Origin of the sequence: Micromonospora sp. WMMD980 (genome assembly GCF_029626035.1) — a bacterium.
Lineage (GTDB): Bacteria > Actinomycetota > Actinomycetes > Mycobacteriales > Micromonosporaceae > Micromonospora.
Map to the genome: position 1 here is coordinate 1483025 of NZ_JARUBE010000003.1, position 16144 is coordinate 1499168.

Sequence of the window (16144 nt, forward strand, 5' to 3'; positions counted from 1 at the left end):
CCGGCGACGTGCCGGGCGACCGCGCGCCCGGCCCGGCCGCCCGGTCGTGCGCCGTCGGCCCCACCGCCCGACCGGTGCCGTACGGTGACCGCATGGGACGCCTCGCGCGGTGGCGTCGGGCGGCCCGGGAGCACCCGATCGCGGTGGACGCCCTGCTGGCCGCCCTGCTCTTCGTGGTCAGCCTGCTGCCGGTGAACCCGCCGGGCGGGCCGCCCCGCGATCCGCTGACCGTCGGCGCGGTGCTGCTCGCGCTGGTCGGCTCCGCCGCGCTGGCGCTCCGGCGACGGTTCCCGCTGCCGGTCCTCGCCCTGGTGACCGTCACGGCGGCGACCGCCCTGCTCGTGCAGCAGGCGCGCGGCCCGTTCGTGTTGACCGTGGCGCTGGCCGCCTACACGGTGGCGGCCCGCACGGACCGGCGTACCGCGGTGGCGGCCGGCGCGGTGAGCGGCCTGCTGCTCGGCGGGTGCGCGGTCGTCGCGCTCGGCGTGGGCTGGTGGGATCCGGCGGTGGTGGTGCTGCTGCTCTGGTTCGGCGTCGCGGTGGCGGCCGGCGACGCGGTCCGCAGCCGGCGGGCGTACGTGGCGGTGCTGGAGGAACGGGCGCGCCGGGCCGAGCGGACCCGCGAGGAGGAGGCCCGCCGCCGGGTCGCGGAGGAGCGCCTGCGGATCGCGCGGGAGCTGCACGACGTGGTGGCCCACCACATCGCGTTGATCAACGTGCAGGCCGGGGTGGCCGGCCACCTGCTGCGGGAGCGGCCGGCCGCCGCCGAGGAGGCCCTCGGGCACGTCCGGTCCGCCGCCCGCACCGTGCTCGACGAGCTGACCACGCTGCTCGGCCTGCTGCGCCGGGGCGAGCCGGACGCGCCGACCGAGCCGGCACCCGGTCTGGGCCGCCTCGACGCCCTCGTCGACGGCTTCGCCGCCGGCCAACCGGTGCGCTGGACCCTGACCGGGCGCCCCCGACCGCTGCCGAGCGCGGTCGACGTGGCGGCGTACCGGATCATCCAGGAGTCGCTGACCAACGCCCACCGGCACGCGCCCGGCGCGACCGTCCTCGTCGGCGTGGCCTACACCGCCACCGGCGTGGTGGTGGAGGTCCGGGACGACGGGCCCGGCCCCAGCGGCCCCGCCGAGCCCGGCACCGGCCTCGGCCTGCTCGGCATGCGGGAGCGCGCCGAGGCGGTCGGGGGCGCGTTGCGCACCGGCCGCGGGCCCGGGGGCGGCTTCCTGGTCCGCGCGGAACTGCCGGCCCCGATCCCGCTGGAGGCGGCATGAGCGAACGCACCGAGCGGAGCGAGGGCCGTGAGGGCATGCCCGGTCGGCTCGGCATGAGCGAACGCACCGAGCGGAGCGAGGGCCGTGAGGGCATGCCCGGTCGGCTCGGCATGAGCGTCCGGGTGCTGCTCGCCGACGACCAGACCCTCATCCGGGCCGGTTTCCGCGCGCTCATCGACTCGGCGCCGGATCTGCTCGTGGTGGGCGAGGCCGCCACCGGGCGGGAGGCGGTCGAGCGGGCCCGCGCCACCCGCGCCGACGTGGTGCTGATGGACATCCGGATGCCCGACCTGGACGGCCTGGCCGCCACCCGGGAGATCACCGCCGACGAGGACCTGGCGGGCGTCAAGGTGCTGATCCTGACCACGTTCGAGGTCGACGAGTACGTCTTCGAGGCGCTGCGCGCCGGCGCCAGCGGCTTCCTCGGCAAGGGCGTGGAGCCGGTGGAGCTGCTCGACGCGATCCGCACCGTCGCGGCGGGGGAGGCGTTGCTGTCGCCGAAGGCCACCCGTGGGCTGATCACCCGGTTCCTGGCCCAGCCCGAGCCTCGGCCCGGCGCCACCCCGGAGCGGCTGCGGGTGCTCACCGAGCGGGAACGGGAGGTGGTCGCGCTGGTCGCCGCCGGGTTGAGCAACGAGCAGATCGCCCAGCGGCTGGTGGTCTCCCCGCTGACCGCCAAGACCCACGTCAACCGCGCGATGGCCAAGCTCGACGCCCGGGACCGGGCCCAGCTCGTGGTGATCGCCTACCAGAGCGGACTGGTCCGGGCCGACCCGCCGCCGCGGTAACCGGGCCCCCGCGTACCGCGGACGCGGTACGCGCAGGTGTCCGCGTCCGGCCGACGCGCCGGCCAGGGTACGCGGGCCATCGTTGAGCCCATGATCGAAGCCCACGAGCTGAGTAAGCGCTACGGCGACAGGCTTGCCGTCGACGCCCTGACCTTCACCGTCCGACCCGGCGTGGTGACCGGCTTCCTCGGTCCCAACGGCGCCGGCAAGTCCACCACCATGCGGATGATCCTCGGCCTGGACGCGCCGACGTCCGGGAGCGTCCGGGTCGACGGCCGCCGTTACGCCGAGCATCGAGACCCGCTGCGTCAGGTCGGCGCGCTGCTGGAGGCCAGGGCCGTGCACACCGGTCGGTCCGCCCGCAACCACCTGCTCGCCGTGGCCGCGACCCACGGCATCGGCCGCCGCCGCGTCGACGAGGTGATCGACCTGGTCGGCCTGCGGGAGGTGGCCGGGCGCCGGGCCGGCGGGTTCTCCCTCGGCATGGGCCAGCGCCTGGGCATCGCCGCCGCGCTGCTCGGCGACCCGGCGGTGGTGATGCTCGACGAGCCGGTCAACGGCCTCGACCCGGACGGCATCCGGTGGATCCGTGGCCTGCTCAAGGGCTTGGCCGCCGAGGGCCGCACGGTCTTCGTCTCCTCGCACCTGATGAGCGAGACGGCGCAGACCGCCGAGCACCTCATCGTGGTCGGCCGGGGCCGGCTGATCGCCGACGTGCCGCTCGCCGAGTTCACCCGCCGCGCCTCCCGGCACACCGTGCGGGTGCGCTCACCGCAGGCCACCGCGCTGCGCGACCTGTTGGCCGGGCCGGACGTGACCATCACCGGCGGCGAGCCGGGCGTGCTGGAGGTGGTCGGGCTGCGCGCCGAGACGGTCGGTGACCGGGCCGCCGCCGCCGGCCTCACCCTGCACGAGCTGACCGCCACCGAGGCGTCCCTGGAGGAGGCCTTCATGACCCTGACCCGCGACGCCGTCGAGTACGCCGGCGCCACCGAAGGAGCGGCCCGATGACCACCGCCACCCCGCCCGCCACCGCCGTCGGACCGGACGCGCGGATCACCGCCCCCCGCGTGGTCCGCGCCGAATGGATCAAGTTCCGCTCGCTGCGCTCGTCACTGATCCTGCTGGCCGCCACCGTGGTGGTGTTCGCCGCCCTCGGGCTCGGCTTCTCGGCGTTCCTGGCCGACGCCACGATCGAGCCCGGCACCCCGGCGCCGCCCGGCGGGCCCTCGTCACTCGACCCGCTCGGCGCCAGCCTCGGCGGCGTCAACCTCGCCCAACTGCTCATCGGCACGCTCGGCGTGCCGCTGACCGCCGGCGAGTACGCCACCGGCATGATCCGCACCTCGCTGGCCGCGGTGCCCACCCGCTGGCCGGTGCTCGCCGCGAAGGTCACCGTGTTGGCCGGCGCGTCCCTGGCCGTGCTGGGGCCGGCGGCGCTGCTCACCTTCCTCGGGGGCCAGGCGATCCTGGGCGACGAGGGCATCTCCCTCGGCGACCCCGGCGTGCCGCGCGCGGTGCTCGGCACGGCCGCCTACCTGGCCGTGGTCGGTGTGCTCGGCGCGGCGCTCGGCTCGCTGCTGCGCACCACCGCGGGCGCGTTGACCAGCGTGGTCGCGCTGCTGCTGGTCGTGCCCGGGGTGGTGTCGCTGCTGCCGGAGAGCTGGTCGGACCCGATCTCGCCCTATCTGCCGTCGAACGCCGGGCAGGCCGTCATGAGCGTCGGCACGAACCCCGACCTGCTCTCCCCGGGCGCCGGTGCGGCCGTCCTCGGGGCCTGGCTGCTCGTGTTGCTCGGCGCCGCGCTGTGGCGGCTGTTGCGCCGGGATGCCTGATCTTGGCCGGCGGCCGGGCCGCGCGACCGGTCAGCGGCGGATGACGCCGAGGTCGGTGGCGGCGGCGACCGCCGCGGTCCGGGAGTCGACGCGCAGCTTGGTGTAGATGCGCGACAGGTGCGACTTGACGGTGCCCTCGGTCAGGTGCAGGCGCCGGCCGATGGCCTGGTTGGACAACCCGTCCGCGACCAGGCCGAGCACCTCCGTCTCCCGTCGGGTCAGCGCGGTGTCCGGGGTGCGCAGCCGGCTCATCAACCGGCCGGCGACGGCCGGGGCGAGCGTGGTACGCCCGGCCGCGGCGGTGCGCACGGCGGCGGCCAACTCGTCCGGGGAGGCGTCCTTGAGCAGGTAGCCGGTCGCGCCGGCCTCGATCGCCGGCAGCGTGTCCGCGTCGGTGTCGTAGGTGGTGACGATCAGCACCCGGGGCGCGTGCGGCCGGGCGGTGATCGCGGCGGTGGCCGCCACCCCGGTCATGCCGGCGCCGAAGCGGAGATCCATCAGCACCACGTCCACGTCGCCGGCGGCGGCGCGGGTCACCGCGTCCTCGGCGGTGGCGGCCTCCGCCACCACGATCAGGCCCGGCTCGGTCTCCAGCACGGCGCGCAGCCCGGCCCGGACGACGGGATGGTCGTCGGCGAGCAGCAGCCGGATCGGCGCGCCGGTCACGGGTGTCCGCCGGGCGGGGTGCGGGGGAGCCGGGCCGAGACGGTGGCGCCGTGCCCGGGCGCGGCGGCGACGGCGAGGCGGCCGCCGAGCGCGCGGGTCCGGGCACGCATCGCCGCGAGGCCGAAGCCGCCGCCGTCGGGGGCCGGTCCGGGCAGCCGCTCGGGGTCGAATCCGGCGCCGTCGTCGGTCACCTCCAGGGTGACCCGGTCGGTGAGGTAGCCGAGCGTCACCTCGACGGTGCTGGCCCGGGCGTGGCGGACCGTGTTGGCCAGCGCTGCCTGGGCGACCCGCAGCAGCGCCACCTCGGAGGCGGTGGGCAGCGGTACCGGTGACCCGGTGACCGTGAACCGGGCGGTGAGGCGGTGCCGCGCGCCGGTGGTGGCGCAGAGCCGCGCCAACGCGTCGGCGAGCGTGGTGTCGTCGAGCGCCGGCGGGGTGAGCGCGGCGACGAAGCGCCGGGCCTCGGCGAGATTGTCGGCGGCGGCCTGCCGGGCCTGCTCGACGTGGCGGGCGGCGGTGTCCGGCCGGTCCGGCAGCACCCGGCCGGCGGCGCGCAGCAGCAACTGGATGCTGGTCAGGCCCTGTGCCAGCGTGTCGTGGATCTCGGCGGCCAGGCGCTCGCGTTCCGCCGCCACCCCGGCCTCGTGCTGCGCCCGGGCCAGGTCGGCGCGGGTGGCGGTCAGCTCCTCGATCAGCCGCCGGCGGCGTTCGCTCTCCTGGTGGAGCGCCTGGTAGCCGCGGACCACGGCCACCGCGACCGCGGCGCCCAGCACCGGCCCGAGCGTGCCGGCCACGCTGACCGCGCCCCGGTGGGCGGCGAAGGCGACCACCGCCGCCGCGGCGGTCGCCGTGACGGCGACCAGGCCGGCGCGCCGGGGCAGCAGGTGCAGTTGCAGCAGGTAGAGCGGGAACGCCAGCCACAGCCCGTCGACGGTGAGCGCGGTCAGCGCCAGCCACGAGGCGCCGACCGCCGCCAGCCACCAGCCGGCCACCCGTCGGGAGCGTCGGACGCCGGGCAGGAACGCGCCGGCCGCGTACGCCGACAGGCCCGCCGCCGCGACGGCGGCGATCAGGGTCGCGTGCGGCTGCCCGGGCGCCACGGCCCGCAGGCCGGCGAGGGCGAACAGCACGCCCACCAGCAGGTGCAGGCACCAGGCCAGCACGCGGGCGGTGGGAGTCAGGGCGGGAACGGTGGTGGTCACGACCCGTCCAGCCTAGAGGAGGCGCAGGTCCGCCGGCCTCTGTCGAAAGGTGTAACCGGGCCGCCGCCGTTCCGCCCGGGAAGTGCCGTCCGGCGCCGGATGCCCGGCCCACCGCCCGGGGGCGACCGTGGGAGACGCCCCGTCAGCGTCGTGGAAAGGACCGGTCGACAAGTGTTCGTCGCGTGGCGAGATCTGAGGTTCGCCAAGGGGCGGTTCGCCCTGATGGGAACCGTCATCGTGTTGATCACCCTGCTGGTCGGCCTGTTGTCCGGCCTGACCGCCGGGCTGGGCCGGCAGAACACCTCGGCGATCACCGGGCTGCCCGCCGACCGGGTCGCCTTCGGCGGCCCGCAGCCGTCATACGCCGACTCGACGGTCACCCGGGCGCAGTGGCAGCGCTGGGCCGACACTCCCGGCGTCCGCGCCGCCGAGCCGCTCGGCATCGGCACCACCCGGGTCACCGCCGGTGGCCGCAGCGCCGCCGTCAGCGTGTTCGGCGTACGGGTCGGTTCCGGCCTCGCCCCCGGCGACCTCGACGACGACACGGCCGTGCTGTCCACCCCGGCCGCCACCGACCTCGGCCTGCGCGCCGGTGACCGCCTCACCGTGGCCGGCCGGGAGTTGACCGTGGCGGCGGTACGCGGCGACGCCTCCTACAGCCACACCCCGGTGGTGTGGACCAGCCTCGACTCGTGGCGGCGGACCGGCAACGCCCACGCGGACACCGCCACCGTGATCGCGCTGCGCACCGGCGCCGGCGTGGACGTGGCGGACGCCGATCGCGCCGCCGGCACCCGCACCGTCCGCACCGGCGACTCGCTGACCGCGATCGGCTCCTACCGCTCGGAGAACGGCTCGCTCCAGCTCATGCGGGGCTTCCTGTTCGCCATCTCGGCCCTGGTCATCGGTGCCTTCTTCACGGTGTGGACGATCCAGCGCAGCGGCGACGTGGCGGTCCTGAAGGCGCTCGGCGCCTCCACCGCCGCGCTGCTCACCGACGCGCTCGGGCAGGCCGGCGTCCTGCTGGTCGGCGGCACCGCGCTCGGCACCGCCCTGGCCGCCGGGCTCGGCGCGCTGGTCTCCGGCTCGGACGTGCCGTTCGTGCTCACGCCCGCCACCGTCGCCGTTCCGGCCGGGGTGATGATCATGCTCGGCATGCTCGGCGCCGGCCTGTCCGTGCGCCGCATCACCGCCGTCGATCCGCTGACCGCGCTGGGGAGCGCCCGATGAGCCTCGACCTGACCGACGTCACCCTCACCTACCCCGACGGCGAGACCCGGCTGACCGCGCTCGACCGCGTGACGCTCTCGGTCGGCAGGGGCGACCTGACCGCCGTGGTCGGCCCGTCCGGCTCCGGCAAGTCCAGCCTGCTCGCGGTCGCCGCCACGCTGGTCACCCCGGACGCCGGCCGGGTCGACGTGGACGGCGCCGCCACCGCCGGGATGAGCCGCGGCGCGCTCGCCGCCCTGCGCCGACGCGCGATCGGCATCGTCTTCCAGCAGCCCAACCTGCTGCCGTCGCTGACCGCCGCCGAGCAGCTCCAGGTGATGGCCGCCCTCGACGGCCGGTCGCCGGCCCGGGCCCGGGACCGCGCCCGGGACCTGCTCGACGCGGTCGGCCTCGACGCCTAGGCCGGGCGGCGGCCGCACCAGCTCTCCGGTGGCCAGCGCCAGCGGGTCAACATCGCCCGCGCGCTGGTGAACGACCCGGTCGTCCTGCTGGTCGACGAGCCGACGAGCGCGCTCGACCATGATCGGGGCGCCGCGGTCATCGACCTGATCGGTCGGCTCACCCGCGAGCGGGGCACCGCCACGGTGCTGGTCACCCACGACCGCGACCACCTCGCCGCCGCCGACCGGATCGTCGAGATGCGCGACGGTCGCCTGCACGGCGTGGCCTGACCGGCCTGGAGGAGGGCAGCAGGCGGTCGGTGGCGGGTCCGCGCCTCGGTGGACGCGTGGAGCACCTCGTCGGCGGGTCGGGCACCGCGCTGCTGCCGCTCGGCGCGGCAGGGTCGGGTCAGCGTCGCGTGCCGGTGGCAGGCCGTGTCAGGCATGGAGGCGTCGAACCGAGGGGAGCACGACGATGACCATCGTCGTCCCTTCGTCGTCACCCGATGCGTGACGGCGAGCAGACCAGGCTGGTGGCACCCGGAGCTGCGTGACACCCTGCACCGGCCGCCCTGCACCTCAGTTGAGGCCGCAGGCGGCCAGCGCGTCCAGGTTCGGCCGCTGTGCGCCGACCCGGTTGAACGCGATTTCGATCCGGTCGAGCACGGCGGTGCGCTTGTTCTTCAGCGGCCCGAGGATGGCGTTGTTGACGAAGTTCGCCCCGCCCTCGGGCTTCACCGCGAGCCGGGCCAGCCGCTCGTTCTGCCGGGCGATCTCCTGGTCCAGGTTGGCCAGTTCCCGCTCCACCTCGGCGTTCGCCGTCGCCGGCACCGCGGGCAGTTTGTCGCGTACGGTCGGGCAGTTCACGGTCTGCGCGGCCGAGGCGGCCCCGCCGCCGCTGGTGTCGGCGGACGCCAGTCGCAGCCCGCCGGCGAGCAGCAGCGCCGCGAGGGCGCCCACCCCGCCGAGTTTCAGGACCGCGTTGTTGCGCGTACCCCTGGCCGTGCACCTCTCCTTTGGTCGACCTGCAGGGCCGGCACGGCAGGTGTGCCGCGCTGCCGCTCCGCGGTGCGCAGTGAGACGCAGGGATCGCCTCGCGGGCCCGCTCCGGCATCGCGGCTCCGGACGATCTCCCGGTCGGGTATGGGCACGGGTGCGGGATCGTTCAGCGTCCGGTGGTCCGATTGACCGCATCGACGTACGTCAGTAACCTCCGGGCGAAAGCGCTTTCTGTGCGGGAGCGCGTGACGGGTCCGTCGACGCACGGACGTCCGGGGCAGGAAGGCCCGCCGACGGCACCGACCGGGCATCGGAGCCGGTACCGGTGTGGCGCCGATCCACCACCCGCAGGAGAACCCTCATGATCAATCGACAGCGCCGCACGGTGTTGTGGACGGCCGGGGCCGCGGCGGCGACGCTCGTCGCGGCCGGCCTCGCCGTCGGGGCCACCGCCGCCCAGGCGGCCGCCGGCTGCCGGGTCGACTACGCGGTCACCGCGCAGTGGTCCGGCGGCTTCACCGCCAACGTCAACCTCACCAACCTCGGCGATCCGCTCAACGGCTGGACCGTCGCCTGGAACTTCAACGACGGCCAGACCGTCAGCCAGGCATGGGGCGCCGACATCACCCAGACCGGCGCGTCGGTGCGGGCCGCCAACGTCAGCTACAACGGCAGCCTCGGCACCAACGCGAGCACCTCGTTCGGCTTCAACGGCGCCTGGAACAACAGCAACAACTCCAAGCCGTCCTCGTTCGCGGTCAACGGCGTCCTCTGCGGCGGCGCCGTCCCCACCGACCCCGGTGGGACCCTCACCCCGCCGCCGGGGCCGACGACCCCGCCGCCGTCGCCCACCACCCCGCCGCCGACGACTCCGCCGCCGACGAGCGGAGCAGTGTACGCCGCGCCGAACGGCACCGCCGGCGCTGCCGGCACCCAGGCGAACCCCACCACGATCGCCGCGGCGATCACCCGGGTCGGTGCGGGCGGCACCGTCTACCTGCGCGGGGGCACCTACAGCCTGGCCCAGACCGTCACCGTCGCCGCCGGCAACAACGGCACCGCGAGCGCCCGCAAGAACCTGTACGCCTACCCGGGCGAGACGCCGATCCTCAACTTCTCCGCGATGGGCGAGGACCCGGCCAACCGGGGCCTCGCGCTCAACGCGTCCTACTGGCACGTCCGGGGGATCGTGGTGGAACGTGCCGGCGACAACGGCATCTTCGTCGGCGGCAGCAACAACATCATCGAGCGTACGGTGACCCGGTTCAACCGCGACACCGGCCTGCAGTTGTCCCGCATCTCGTCCAGCACCCCGCGTGACCAGTGGCCGGCGAACAACCTCATGGTCAGCGTCGAGTCACACGACAACGCCGACTCCGACGGCGAGGACGCCGACGGGTTCGCCGCCAAGCTCACCGTCGGCGGCGGCAACGTCTTCCGGTACGCCGTGTCGCACCACAACATCGACGACGGCTGGGACCTCTACACCAAGACCGACACCGGCGCGATCGGCGCGGTGACCATCGAGGACTCCCTCTCCTACAACAACGGCACGCTCAGCAACGGCACCCAGGCCGGCAACGGCGACCGCAACGGCTTCAAGCTCGGCGGCGAGGACATCGCGGTCAACCACACCGTCCGGCGCACCATCGCGTACCGCAACGGCAAGCACGGCTTCACCTACAACCGGAACCCCGGCACCATGACGATCTCCAACAACCTGAGCATCGACAACACCGAGCGCAACTTCTCGTTCGACGCCGGCACCTCGGTCTTCCGCAGCAACACGTCCTGCCGCAGCGGCAGCGGGTCGAACGACAGGACGGTCGGCAACGTGGACGGCTCGAACCAGTTCTGGTCCGGCGCCAACGGCTCCCGCTGCGCCACCTACGCGGGCGCCCTCGGCTGGTCCTTCACCTCCGACGGCCGCCTGGTCGTCACCCTCGGCGGCCGCGTGGTCTCCCTGTAGCTCCGCCCCGCCCGCACCGCATCGCCGATCTTGCGGTTGCCGCCCCCACAAAACCGACAAGAGGTACGAGTCAAGGGCCGCAACCGCAAGATCGGCGTCGACGGTCGACGGACGGACGGACGGGCGGACGGACGGGCGGGTCACGGGTCGGCGGGCAGTCGGCGGGCTCGGAGGCGGTGAACTCGCGCCGCACCGGCCGATTCCGAGCGAGGCGGCCATCGTGCAGGAGTTCGGTGTGGCGCGGGGAACCGCCCGGCGCGCCGTTGCCGAATTGCGCGACCGCGGGTTGGTCTACACCGGGCCGCAACGTGGAACATATGTAGGGCAGCCCTGAGGGGCGTGGGGGATGACCGGCGCGCGGGAGCCGCGCGATCTGGTGGCCTACGAGCGGCGGGCGCGATCCGGGCGGTGCTTCGTCTGTGCCTACCTCGACGGTGACCCCGACCTCGCCCACGAGCCGCTCTACGACGACGGTGCGCACGTCGCGTTCCTCAACCGGTATCCCACACTGGTCGGCTCCACGTTGGTGGCGCCGCGCCGGCACGTCGAAGACGTGGTCGGCGGGTTGACGCCGGGGGAGTACCTGGATCTCCAGGCGGTGGTGCACCGTGTCGCCCGCGCCGTCGCGGAGGTGGTACGTGCACTGGCACGTCGCGCCGCTGCCACCGGGGGTGCCGTACGAGCGGCAGCAGTACCACGCGTTGATGGCCGAGCACGGCGTGGTGCCGCAGTCGCCGGACCGGATCGCGGCGCTCGGCGCCCGTATCCGGGCGGCGCTCGCGCACGGAGCGTAACGCGACCGGAGAAGGCATCACTTTTCAGCGGCATACCTCTGAGGCATAAATATGACCGAGAGGCATACCGCTAAAACGCGAACACTTCTTCGGCCCGGTCACCCACAGTGAAGATCCGGAGGTGGCTTGACAGCGTGATCGCTGGTTAGGTTAGCCTAACCTTTGTGACGAGCGGAACGGTGCGGGCTGACGGCCTGCGGGGCAGTGCGCTGCGGCTGGGCTACCACGGGACCACCGTGGTGCACGACGCCGGCATCACGCTGCGGCCGGCGGCGGTGACCGCGCTGGTCGGCCCGAACGGCAGCGGCAAGTCGACGCTGCTGCGTGGGCTGGCCCGCCTGCACCCGCTGGAGCACGGCGAGATCGTGCTCGCCGACGGCACGCCGGCCCGTGCGCTGTCCGCCCGCGACTTCGCCCGCCGGGTCACGTTGCTGGCGCAGAGCCGCCCCACGCCGAGCGGGGTCACCGTTCGGGACGTGGTCGGCTACGGCCGGCACCCGTACCGGCAGCGGTGGCGGGCCGGCGACCCGGACGGGCCGGCGGCGATCGACCGGGCAATGGCGGTGACCGGCGTCGACACCATGGCGGCCCGGCCGGTCGACGAGCTGTCCGGCGGGGAACTCCAACGGGTCTGGCTGGCCACCTGCCTGGCCCAGGACACCGCCGTGCTGCTGCTGGACGAGCCCACCACGTTCCTCGATCTGCGCTACCAGGTGGAGATCCTCGACCTGGTGCGGGACCTCGCCGACACCGCCGACGTCGCCGTCGGCGTGGTGCTGCACGACCTCAACCAGGCCGCCGCCGTCGCCGACGAGGTGGTGCTCCTGCACGAGGGGCGGGTGCGCGGCACCGGCGCCCCCCGTGAGGTGTTCACCGAGGCGGCGCTCACCGAGGCGTACGGCATCCGGGTCGAGGTGACCGTCGACCCGGTGACCGGCCTGCTCTCCACCCGCCCCGTGGGCAAACACACCAAGTCCTGACTACAGAAGAGAAACCGATGTTGCGTACCCGAGTCACCCTGCTCGTCGCCGCGGCGACCGCACTGCTGGTCGCCGGCTGCGGCACCACCGAGGCGCCCGCCGCCGCCCCCTCCACCTCGGCGGCCACCGGCCCGGTCACCGTCACCGACAGCCGCGGCAAGACGATCACCCTGAAGAGCCCGGCCACCAAGGTCGTCGGTCTGGAGTGGGGTGAGGTCGAGATGCTCGTCGGCCTCGGCGTGATGCCGGTCGGCGTCGCCGACCCCAAGGGGTACGCCACCTGGGTCACCGCCGCGCCGCTCGACCCGGGCGTCAAGGACGTCGGGACCCGGGGCGAGCCGAGCGTCGACGCCGTCGTGGCGCTCCAGCCGGACCTGGTGGTGATGGAGGCCGAGCGCGGCGCGGCCATCGTCACCCAGCTGGAGAAGTACGTGCCGGTGCTGGTCACCAAGGGCAGCGACGCGGCCGACAACCTCGGCCGGATGCGGTCCGACCTCACCATGATCGCCACCGCGACCGGCCGCAGCGCGCAGGCGGAGAAGCTGCTCGCCGACTTCGACGCCGCGCTCGCCGACGGGCGCAAGAAGATCGCCGACGCCGGCGCGGCCGGCCGGCAGTTCGCCGTCGCCGACGGCTGGAAGGAGGGCAGCACGGTGTCGATCCGGATGTTCGGCCAGGGCGCGCTCGTCTCCCAGCTCGGCATCCAGCTCGGCCTGCGCAACGCCTGGACCGGCAAGACCGACGCGATGTGGGGCCTGGGCCAGACCGACGTCGAGGGGATGACCGTCCTCAAGGGTCAGGACCTGCACTTCTTCTATAACGCCTCGGACGGGCAGGACGTCTTCGCCGACGGTCTCGCCGGCAACGCGATCTGGCGGTCGCTGCCGTTCGTGCGGCAGAACAAGCTGCACAAGATGCCGAACGGCATCTGGACGTTCGGCGGCACCCTGTCCGCGAAGCAGTACGTCGACCAGCTCGTCGCCGTCTACACGGCCTGACCCCCGATGATCGCCACCCTCCGACCGGAGCCGGCCACCCGGCCGGCCCCGGTCGGGCCACCCCCCGCCCGACGCCGGGTCGCCGGCGCGTTCCTGCTCGCCGCCGCGCTGCTCGTGGCGATCACCGCGGTGCACCTCACCCAGGGCACCTCCTCGGTCGGGGCGGCCGACCTGCTCCGCCTGGTCACCGGGGCAGACGACGAGACCGCCCGGGTGCTGGTCGCCTCCCGGCTGCCGCGGCTGCTCACCGGGCTGGCCGTCGGCCTCGCGCTCGGCTTCGCCGGCGCGGCCCTCCAGTCGACCACCCGCAACCCCCTCGCCTCGCCGGACACGCTCGCGGTGAACGCCGGCGCGCACCTGGCGATCGTGGCCACCGCCGCGTTCGGCATCGCGCTGCCGGCGCTGCCCGCCGGCGGGCTCGCGTTCTGCGGCGGGCTCGCCGCCGCCGGCCTGGTGATGCTGCTGTCCGCCGGTGGGCAGGCCGCGACCACCCGGCTGATCCTCGCCGGCGCGGCCACCGCGATGGCGCTCGCCTCGCTGACCATGCTGCTCCTGCTGCTCTTCGAACAGGCCACCATCGGGCTGTTCGCCTGGGGCAACGGCTCACTCGTGCAGGGCGACCTGGTCGCGTTCACCCAGCTCGCCCCCGTGATCGCGGTCGCCGCGCTGGTGCTCGTCGCGCTCGGGCACCGGCTCGACCTGCTCGCCCTCGGCGACGACACCGCCACCGTGCTGGGGTTGGACGTGCGCCGCACCCGGCTCGCCGTGGTGCTGCTCGCGGTGTTGCTCTCCGCCGCCGCCGTCACCCTGGCCGGGCCGATCGGCTTCGTCGGGCTCGGTGCGCCGGTGATCGTCCGGCTGCTCGGCCGCTGGGTGCCCGAGGTGCACCGGCACCGGGTGCTGCTGCCGCTCTCCGGCCTGGTCGGCGTGGTCGTCGTGCTCGGCTCCGACGTGCTGCTGCGGGCCGTGCTCGGTGGGCAGGCCGGCGTGGACGTCCCGACCGGCGTGGTCACCACGCTCTTCGGCGCGGTCCTGCTGGTCTGGCTGGCCCGCCGGCACCGCGACGCCGGTCCCACCCGGCAGCCGCCGGGCGGGCAGGCAGCCGTACGCTCCCGCGCCTTCCACACCGCCGTGGTCGTCGCCTGCGCGGCGGCGACCGTCGGGGCGCTGGCGCTCGGCATGCTCGCCGGGGACACGATGGTGCTGCTCGGCGACGTCGCCAACTGGGTGCAGGGGCGCACCGGGCCGGCGTACACCTTCGTGCTGGACGCGCGCTGGCCGCGCGTCGCGGCGGCGCTGCTGGCCGGCGCCGCCCTCGCCCTGGCCGGCACCACCGTGCAGGCGGTCTGCCGCAACCCGCTCGCGGAGCCGGGCATCCTGGGCATCACCGGCGGCGCCGGGATCGGCGCGGTGTCGCTGCTGACGTTCGCCCCGGCGGCCGGGGTGCTCGCGCTCTCCGGCGCGGCCGGGCTCGGCGCGGTCGCCGCGTTCGCGCTGGTGTACGGGCTGGCCCGGCGTCGCGGGCTCGACTCGGACCGGCTCGTGCTGATCGGTTTCGCGGTCTGGCAGGGCGGCGCCGCGGTGATCACCTTCATCGTCGTCTCCTCCGACCCGTGGAACACCGGCAAGGCGCTCACCTGGCTCTCCGGTTCCACCTACGGGCGTACCGCGCCACAGCTCCTGCCGGTGGCGCTGGCGCTGCTGGTCGCCGTGCCGGTGGTGATCGCGGTGCGTCGGGAACTGGACCTGCTCGCGCTCGACGACGACACGCCCCGGGTGCTCGGCGTCCGGTTGGAGCGTGCCCGGCTGGTCGCGCTCGGCCTGGCGGCGCTGCTCACCGCCACCGCCGTGTCGGCGGTCGGCGTGATCGGCTTCGTCGGCCTGGTCGCGCCGCACGCCGCTCGGGCGCTCGTCGGCGGCCGGCACACCCGGGTGCTGCCGGTCGCGGTGCTGCTCGGGGCCGTGCTGGTCAGCCTGGCCGACACCCTCGGGCGCGCCGTCATCGCCCCCGCACAGGTGCCGGCCGGGCTGGTCACCGCGCTGATCGGCACCCCCTACTTCGTCTGGCTGCTGTGGCGCTCCCGCGTCGCCGCCCACCGATGACCCCTCGAGAGGACGTCACATGACCAGCACCGTGGCCGTCACGCCGTGGCGAGTGTTCACCGTCGAGGTACGCGCGGTACGCCGGCTCGGCCCGTCGTTCCTGCGGGTCACCTTCACCGGCGCGGACCTGGACCGGTTCGCCGACAACGGCTACGACCAGCGGATCAAGCTGGCGTTGCCGGTGGTCGACGGGGTGCCGGGGGAACTGCCCGACGGGCCGGAGTGGTATCAGCGGTGGCGGGACCTGCCGGCGGAGCGGCGCAGCCCGATCCGCACCTACACGGTCCGGGCGGCGCGGCCGGAGGAGTCCGAGGTGGACGTGGACATGGCGTTGCACGGTGACGGCGGCCCGGCGACCCGATGGGCGCGGCGCGCCCGCCCGGGCGATCGGTTGGCGCTGGTCGGGCCGGACGCGGGCTGGCCGGGCGAGCACGGCGGCGTGGAGTTCCGGCCCCCGGCCGGGGCGGTGCTGCTGCTGGCCGGCGACGAGACGGCCGCGCCGGCCATCTGCGCGATCCTGGATCGGCTGCCGGCCGGCGCGCGCGGCCACGCGCTGGTCGAGGTGCCGGAGGCGGGTGACGTGCTGCCGTGCCGGGTGCCGGCCGGGGTCACCGTGACCTGGCTACCCCGGGCCGGCGCCCCGCACGGCGCCCGCCTCTCCCCGGCGGTGACGGACCTCGCCGCCCGGCTGCTGCCCGCCCCGGCCCGCTCGCCGGCCGGCGAGGCGCCGGCCGAGGTGGACGTGGACCGGGACGTCCTCTGGGAGGTGCCGGAGCGGCCGGACGGCGCGGCGCTCTACGCCTGGCTGGCCGGCGAGGCGGCGGTGATCCGGGGACTGCGCCGGCACCTGGTCACCGAGCGCGGGATGGACCGGCGGGCGGTGGCGTTCATGGGCTACTGGCGGGCCGGCCGCGCCGAGAGCTGAA

At 75.1% G+C, this 16144-nt stretch carries 14 protein-coding genes and 2 pseudogenes; 13 read left to right on the plus strand and 3 right to left on the minus strand.

What is annotated here, in order from left to right; all coding sequences use genetic code 11:
- Nucleotides 1-92: 92 nt before the first annotated feature.
- The 4 genes from O7618_RS07200 to O7618_RS07215 all read left to right on the plus strand — a co-directional run bounded on the left by O7618_RS07200 (nucleotide 93) and on the right by O7618_RS07215 (nucleotide 3897).
- Nucleotides 93-1274 carry a sensor histidine kinase gene (locus O7618_RS07200; protein WP_278105196.1) on the plus strand — a complete coding sequence of 394 codons (1182 nt, stop codon included), beginning with the start codon at nucleotides 93-95 and terminating at the stop codon, nucleotides 1272-1274.
- A gap of 110 nt (nucleotides 1275-1384) precedes the next feature.
- Nucleotides 1385-2062 (plus strand): response regulator transcription factor, encoded by a 678-nt coding sequence (locus O7618_RS07205; RefSeq protein ID WP_278109939.1) that lies wholly within the window; start codon nucleotides 1385-1387, stop codon nucleotides 2060-2062.
- 90 nt (nucleotides 2063-2152) lie between these two features.
- Nucleotides 2153-3073, plus strand: coding sequence for an ATP-binding cassette domain-containing protein (locus O7618_RS07210; RefSeq protein WP_278105197.1), 921 nt, complete (start codon nucleotides 2153-2155; stop codon nucleotides 3071-3073).
- Nucleotides 3070-3897 (plus strand): ABC transporter permease subunit, encoded by an 828-nt coding sequence (locus O7618_RS07215; protein WP_278105198.1) that lies wholly within the window; start codon nucleotides 3070-3072, stop codon nucleotides 3895-3897. Before O7618_RS07210 ends, O7618_RS07215 begins: the two co-directional genes overlap by 4 nt.
- A gap of 30 nt (nucleotides 3898-3927) precedes the next feature.
- Here the strand turns inward: O7618_RS07215 and O7618_RS07220 are convergent, their stop codons facing one another.
- Together O7618_RS07220 and O7618_RS07225 are read right to left on the minus strand one after the other, a co-directional pair.
- Nucleotides 3928-4563, minus strand: a complete 636-nt coding sequence (locus O7618_RS07220) for a response regulator transcription factor (RefSeq protein ID WP_278105199.1) — start codon at nucleotides 4561-4563, stop codon at nucleotides 3928-3930.
- Nucleotides 4560-5765, minus strand: coding sequence for a sensor histidine kinase (locus O7618_RS07225; RefSeq protein ID WP_278105200.1), 1206 nt, complete (start codon nucleotides 5763-5765; stop codon nucleotides 4560-4562). The genes O7618_RS07220 and O7618_RS07225 overlap by 4 nt, the downstream gene beginning before the upstream one ends.
- Nucleotides 5766-5987: 222 nt before the next feature.
- On the opposite strand from O7618_RS07225, the gene O7618_RS07230 reads away from it, so the two are divergent.
- Nucleotides 5988-6995 (plus strand): ABC transporter permease, encoded by a 1008-nt coding sequence (locus tag O7618_RS07230; protein ID WP_278105201.1) that lies wholly within the window; start codon nucleotides 5988-5990, stop codon nucleotides 6993-6995.
- Nucleotides 6992-7666, plus strand: a pseudogene (locus O7618_RS07235) (ABC transporter ATP-binding protein). The gene O7618_RS07230 and the pseudogene O7618_RS07235 overlap by 4 nt, the downstream one beginning before the upstream one ends.
- 288 nt (nucleotides 7667-7954) lie before the next feature.
- Here O7618_RS07235 and O7618_RS07240 read toward each other — a convergent pair.
- Entirely contained in the window at nucleotides 7955-8335 is a 381-nt protein-coding gene (locus O7618_RS07240; RefSeq protein WP_278105202.1) for a hypothetical protein, read from the minus strand.
- A 400-nt stretch (nucleotides 8336-8735) separates the two neighbouring features.
- Here O7618_RS07240 and O7618_RS07245 point away from each other — a divergent pair, with 400 nt between their 5' ends.
- The 7 genes and pseudogenes from O7618_RS07245 to O7618_RS07275 all read left to right on the plus strand — a co-directional run bounded on the left by O7618_RS07245 (nucleotide 8736) and on the right by O7618_RS07275 (nucleotide 16143).
- Nucleotides 8736-10343 carry a cellulose binding domain-containing protein gene (locus O7618_RS07245; RefSeq protein WP_278105203.1) on the plus strand — a complete coding sequence of 536 codons (1608 nt, stop codon included), beginning with the start codon at nucleotides 8736-8738 and terminating at the stop codon, nucleotides 10341-10343.
- Nucleotides 10344-10530: 187 nt separating this feature from the next.
- Nucleotides 10531-10677: pseudogene (locus tag O7618_RS07250) on the plus strand (GntR family transcriptional regulator); the annotation flags it as partial.
- Between the two features lie 304 nt (nucleotides 10678-10981).
- Nucleotides 10982-11137 (plus strand): hypothetical protein, encoded by a 156-nt coding sequence (locus O7618_RS07255; RefSeq protein WP_278105204.1) that lies wholly within the window; start codon nucleotides 10982-10984, stop codon nucleotides 11135-11137.
- A gap of 179 nt (nucleotides 11138-11316) precedes the next feature.
- Nucleotides 11317-12117, plus strand: coding sequence for an ABC transporter ATP-binding protein (locus O7618_RS07260; RefSeq protein ID WP_278109940.1), 801 nt, complete (start codon nucleotides 11317-11319; stop codon nucleotides 12115-12117).
- A 17-nt stretch (nucleotides 12118-12134) separates the two neighbouring features.
- Nucleotides 12135-13115: an iron-siderophore ABC transporter substrate-binding protein gene (locus tag O7618_RS07265; protein ID WP_278105205.1), complete on the plus strand. Its 981-nt coding sequence runs from the start codon at nucleotides 12135-12137 to the stop codon at nucleotides 13113-13115.
- Nucleotides 13116-13121: 6 nt separating this feature from the next.
- Nucleotides 13122-15218 carry an iron ABC transporter permease gene (locus O7618_RS07270; protein WP_278105206.1) on the plus strand — a complete coding sequence of 699 codons (2097 nt, stop codon included), beginning with the start codon at nucleotides 13122-13124 and terminating at the stop codon, nucleotides 15216-15218.
- Nucleotides 15219-15237: 19 nt separating this feature from the next.
- Nucleotides 15238-16143: a siderophore-interacting protein gene (locus O7618_RS07275; protein WP_278105207.1), complete on the plus strand. Its 906-nt coding sequence runs from the start codon at nucleotides 15238-15240 to the stop codon at nucleotides 16141-16143.
- Nucleotide 16144 lies beyond the last annotated feature (1 nt).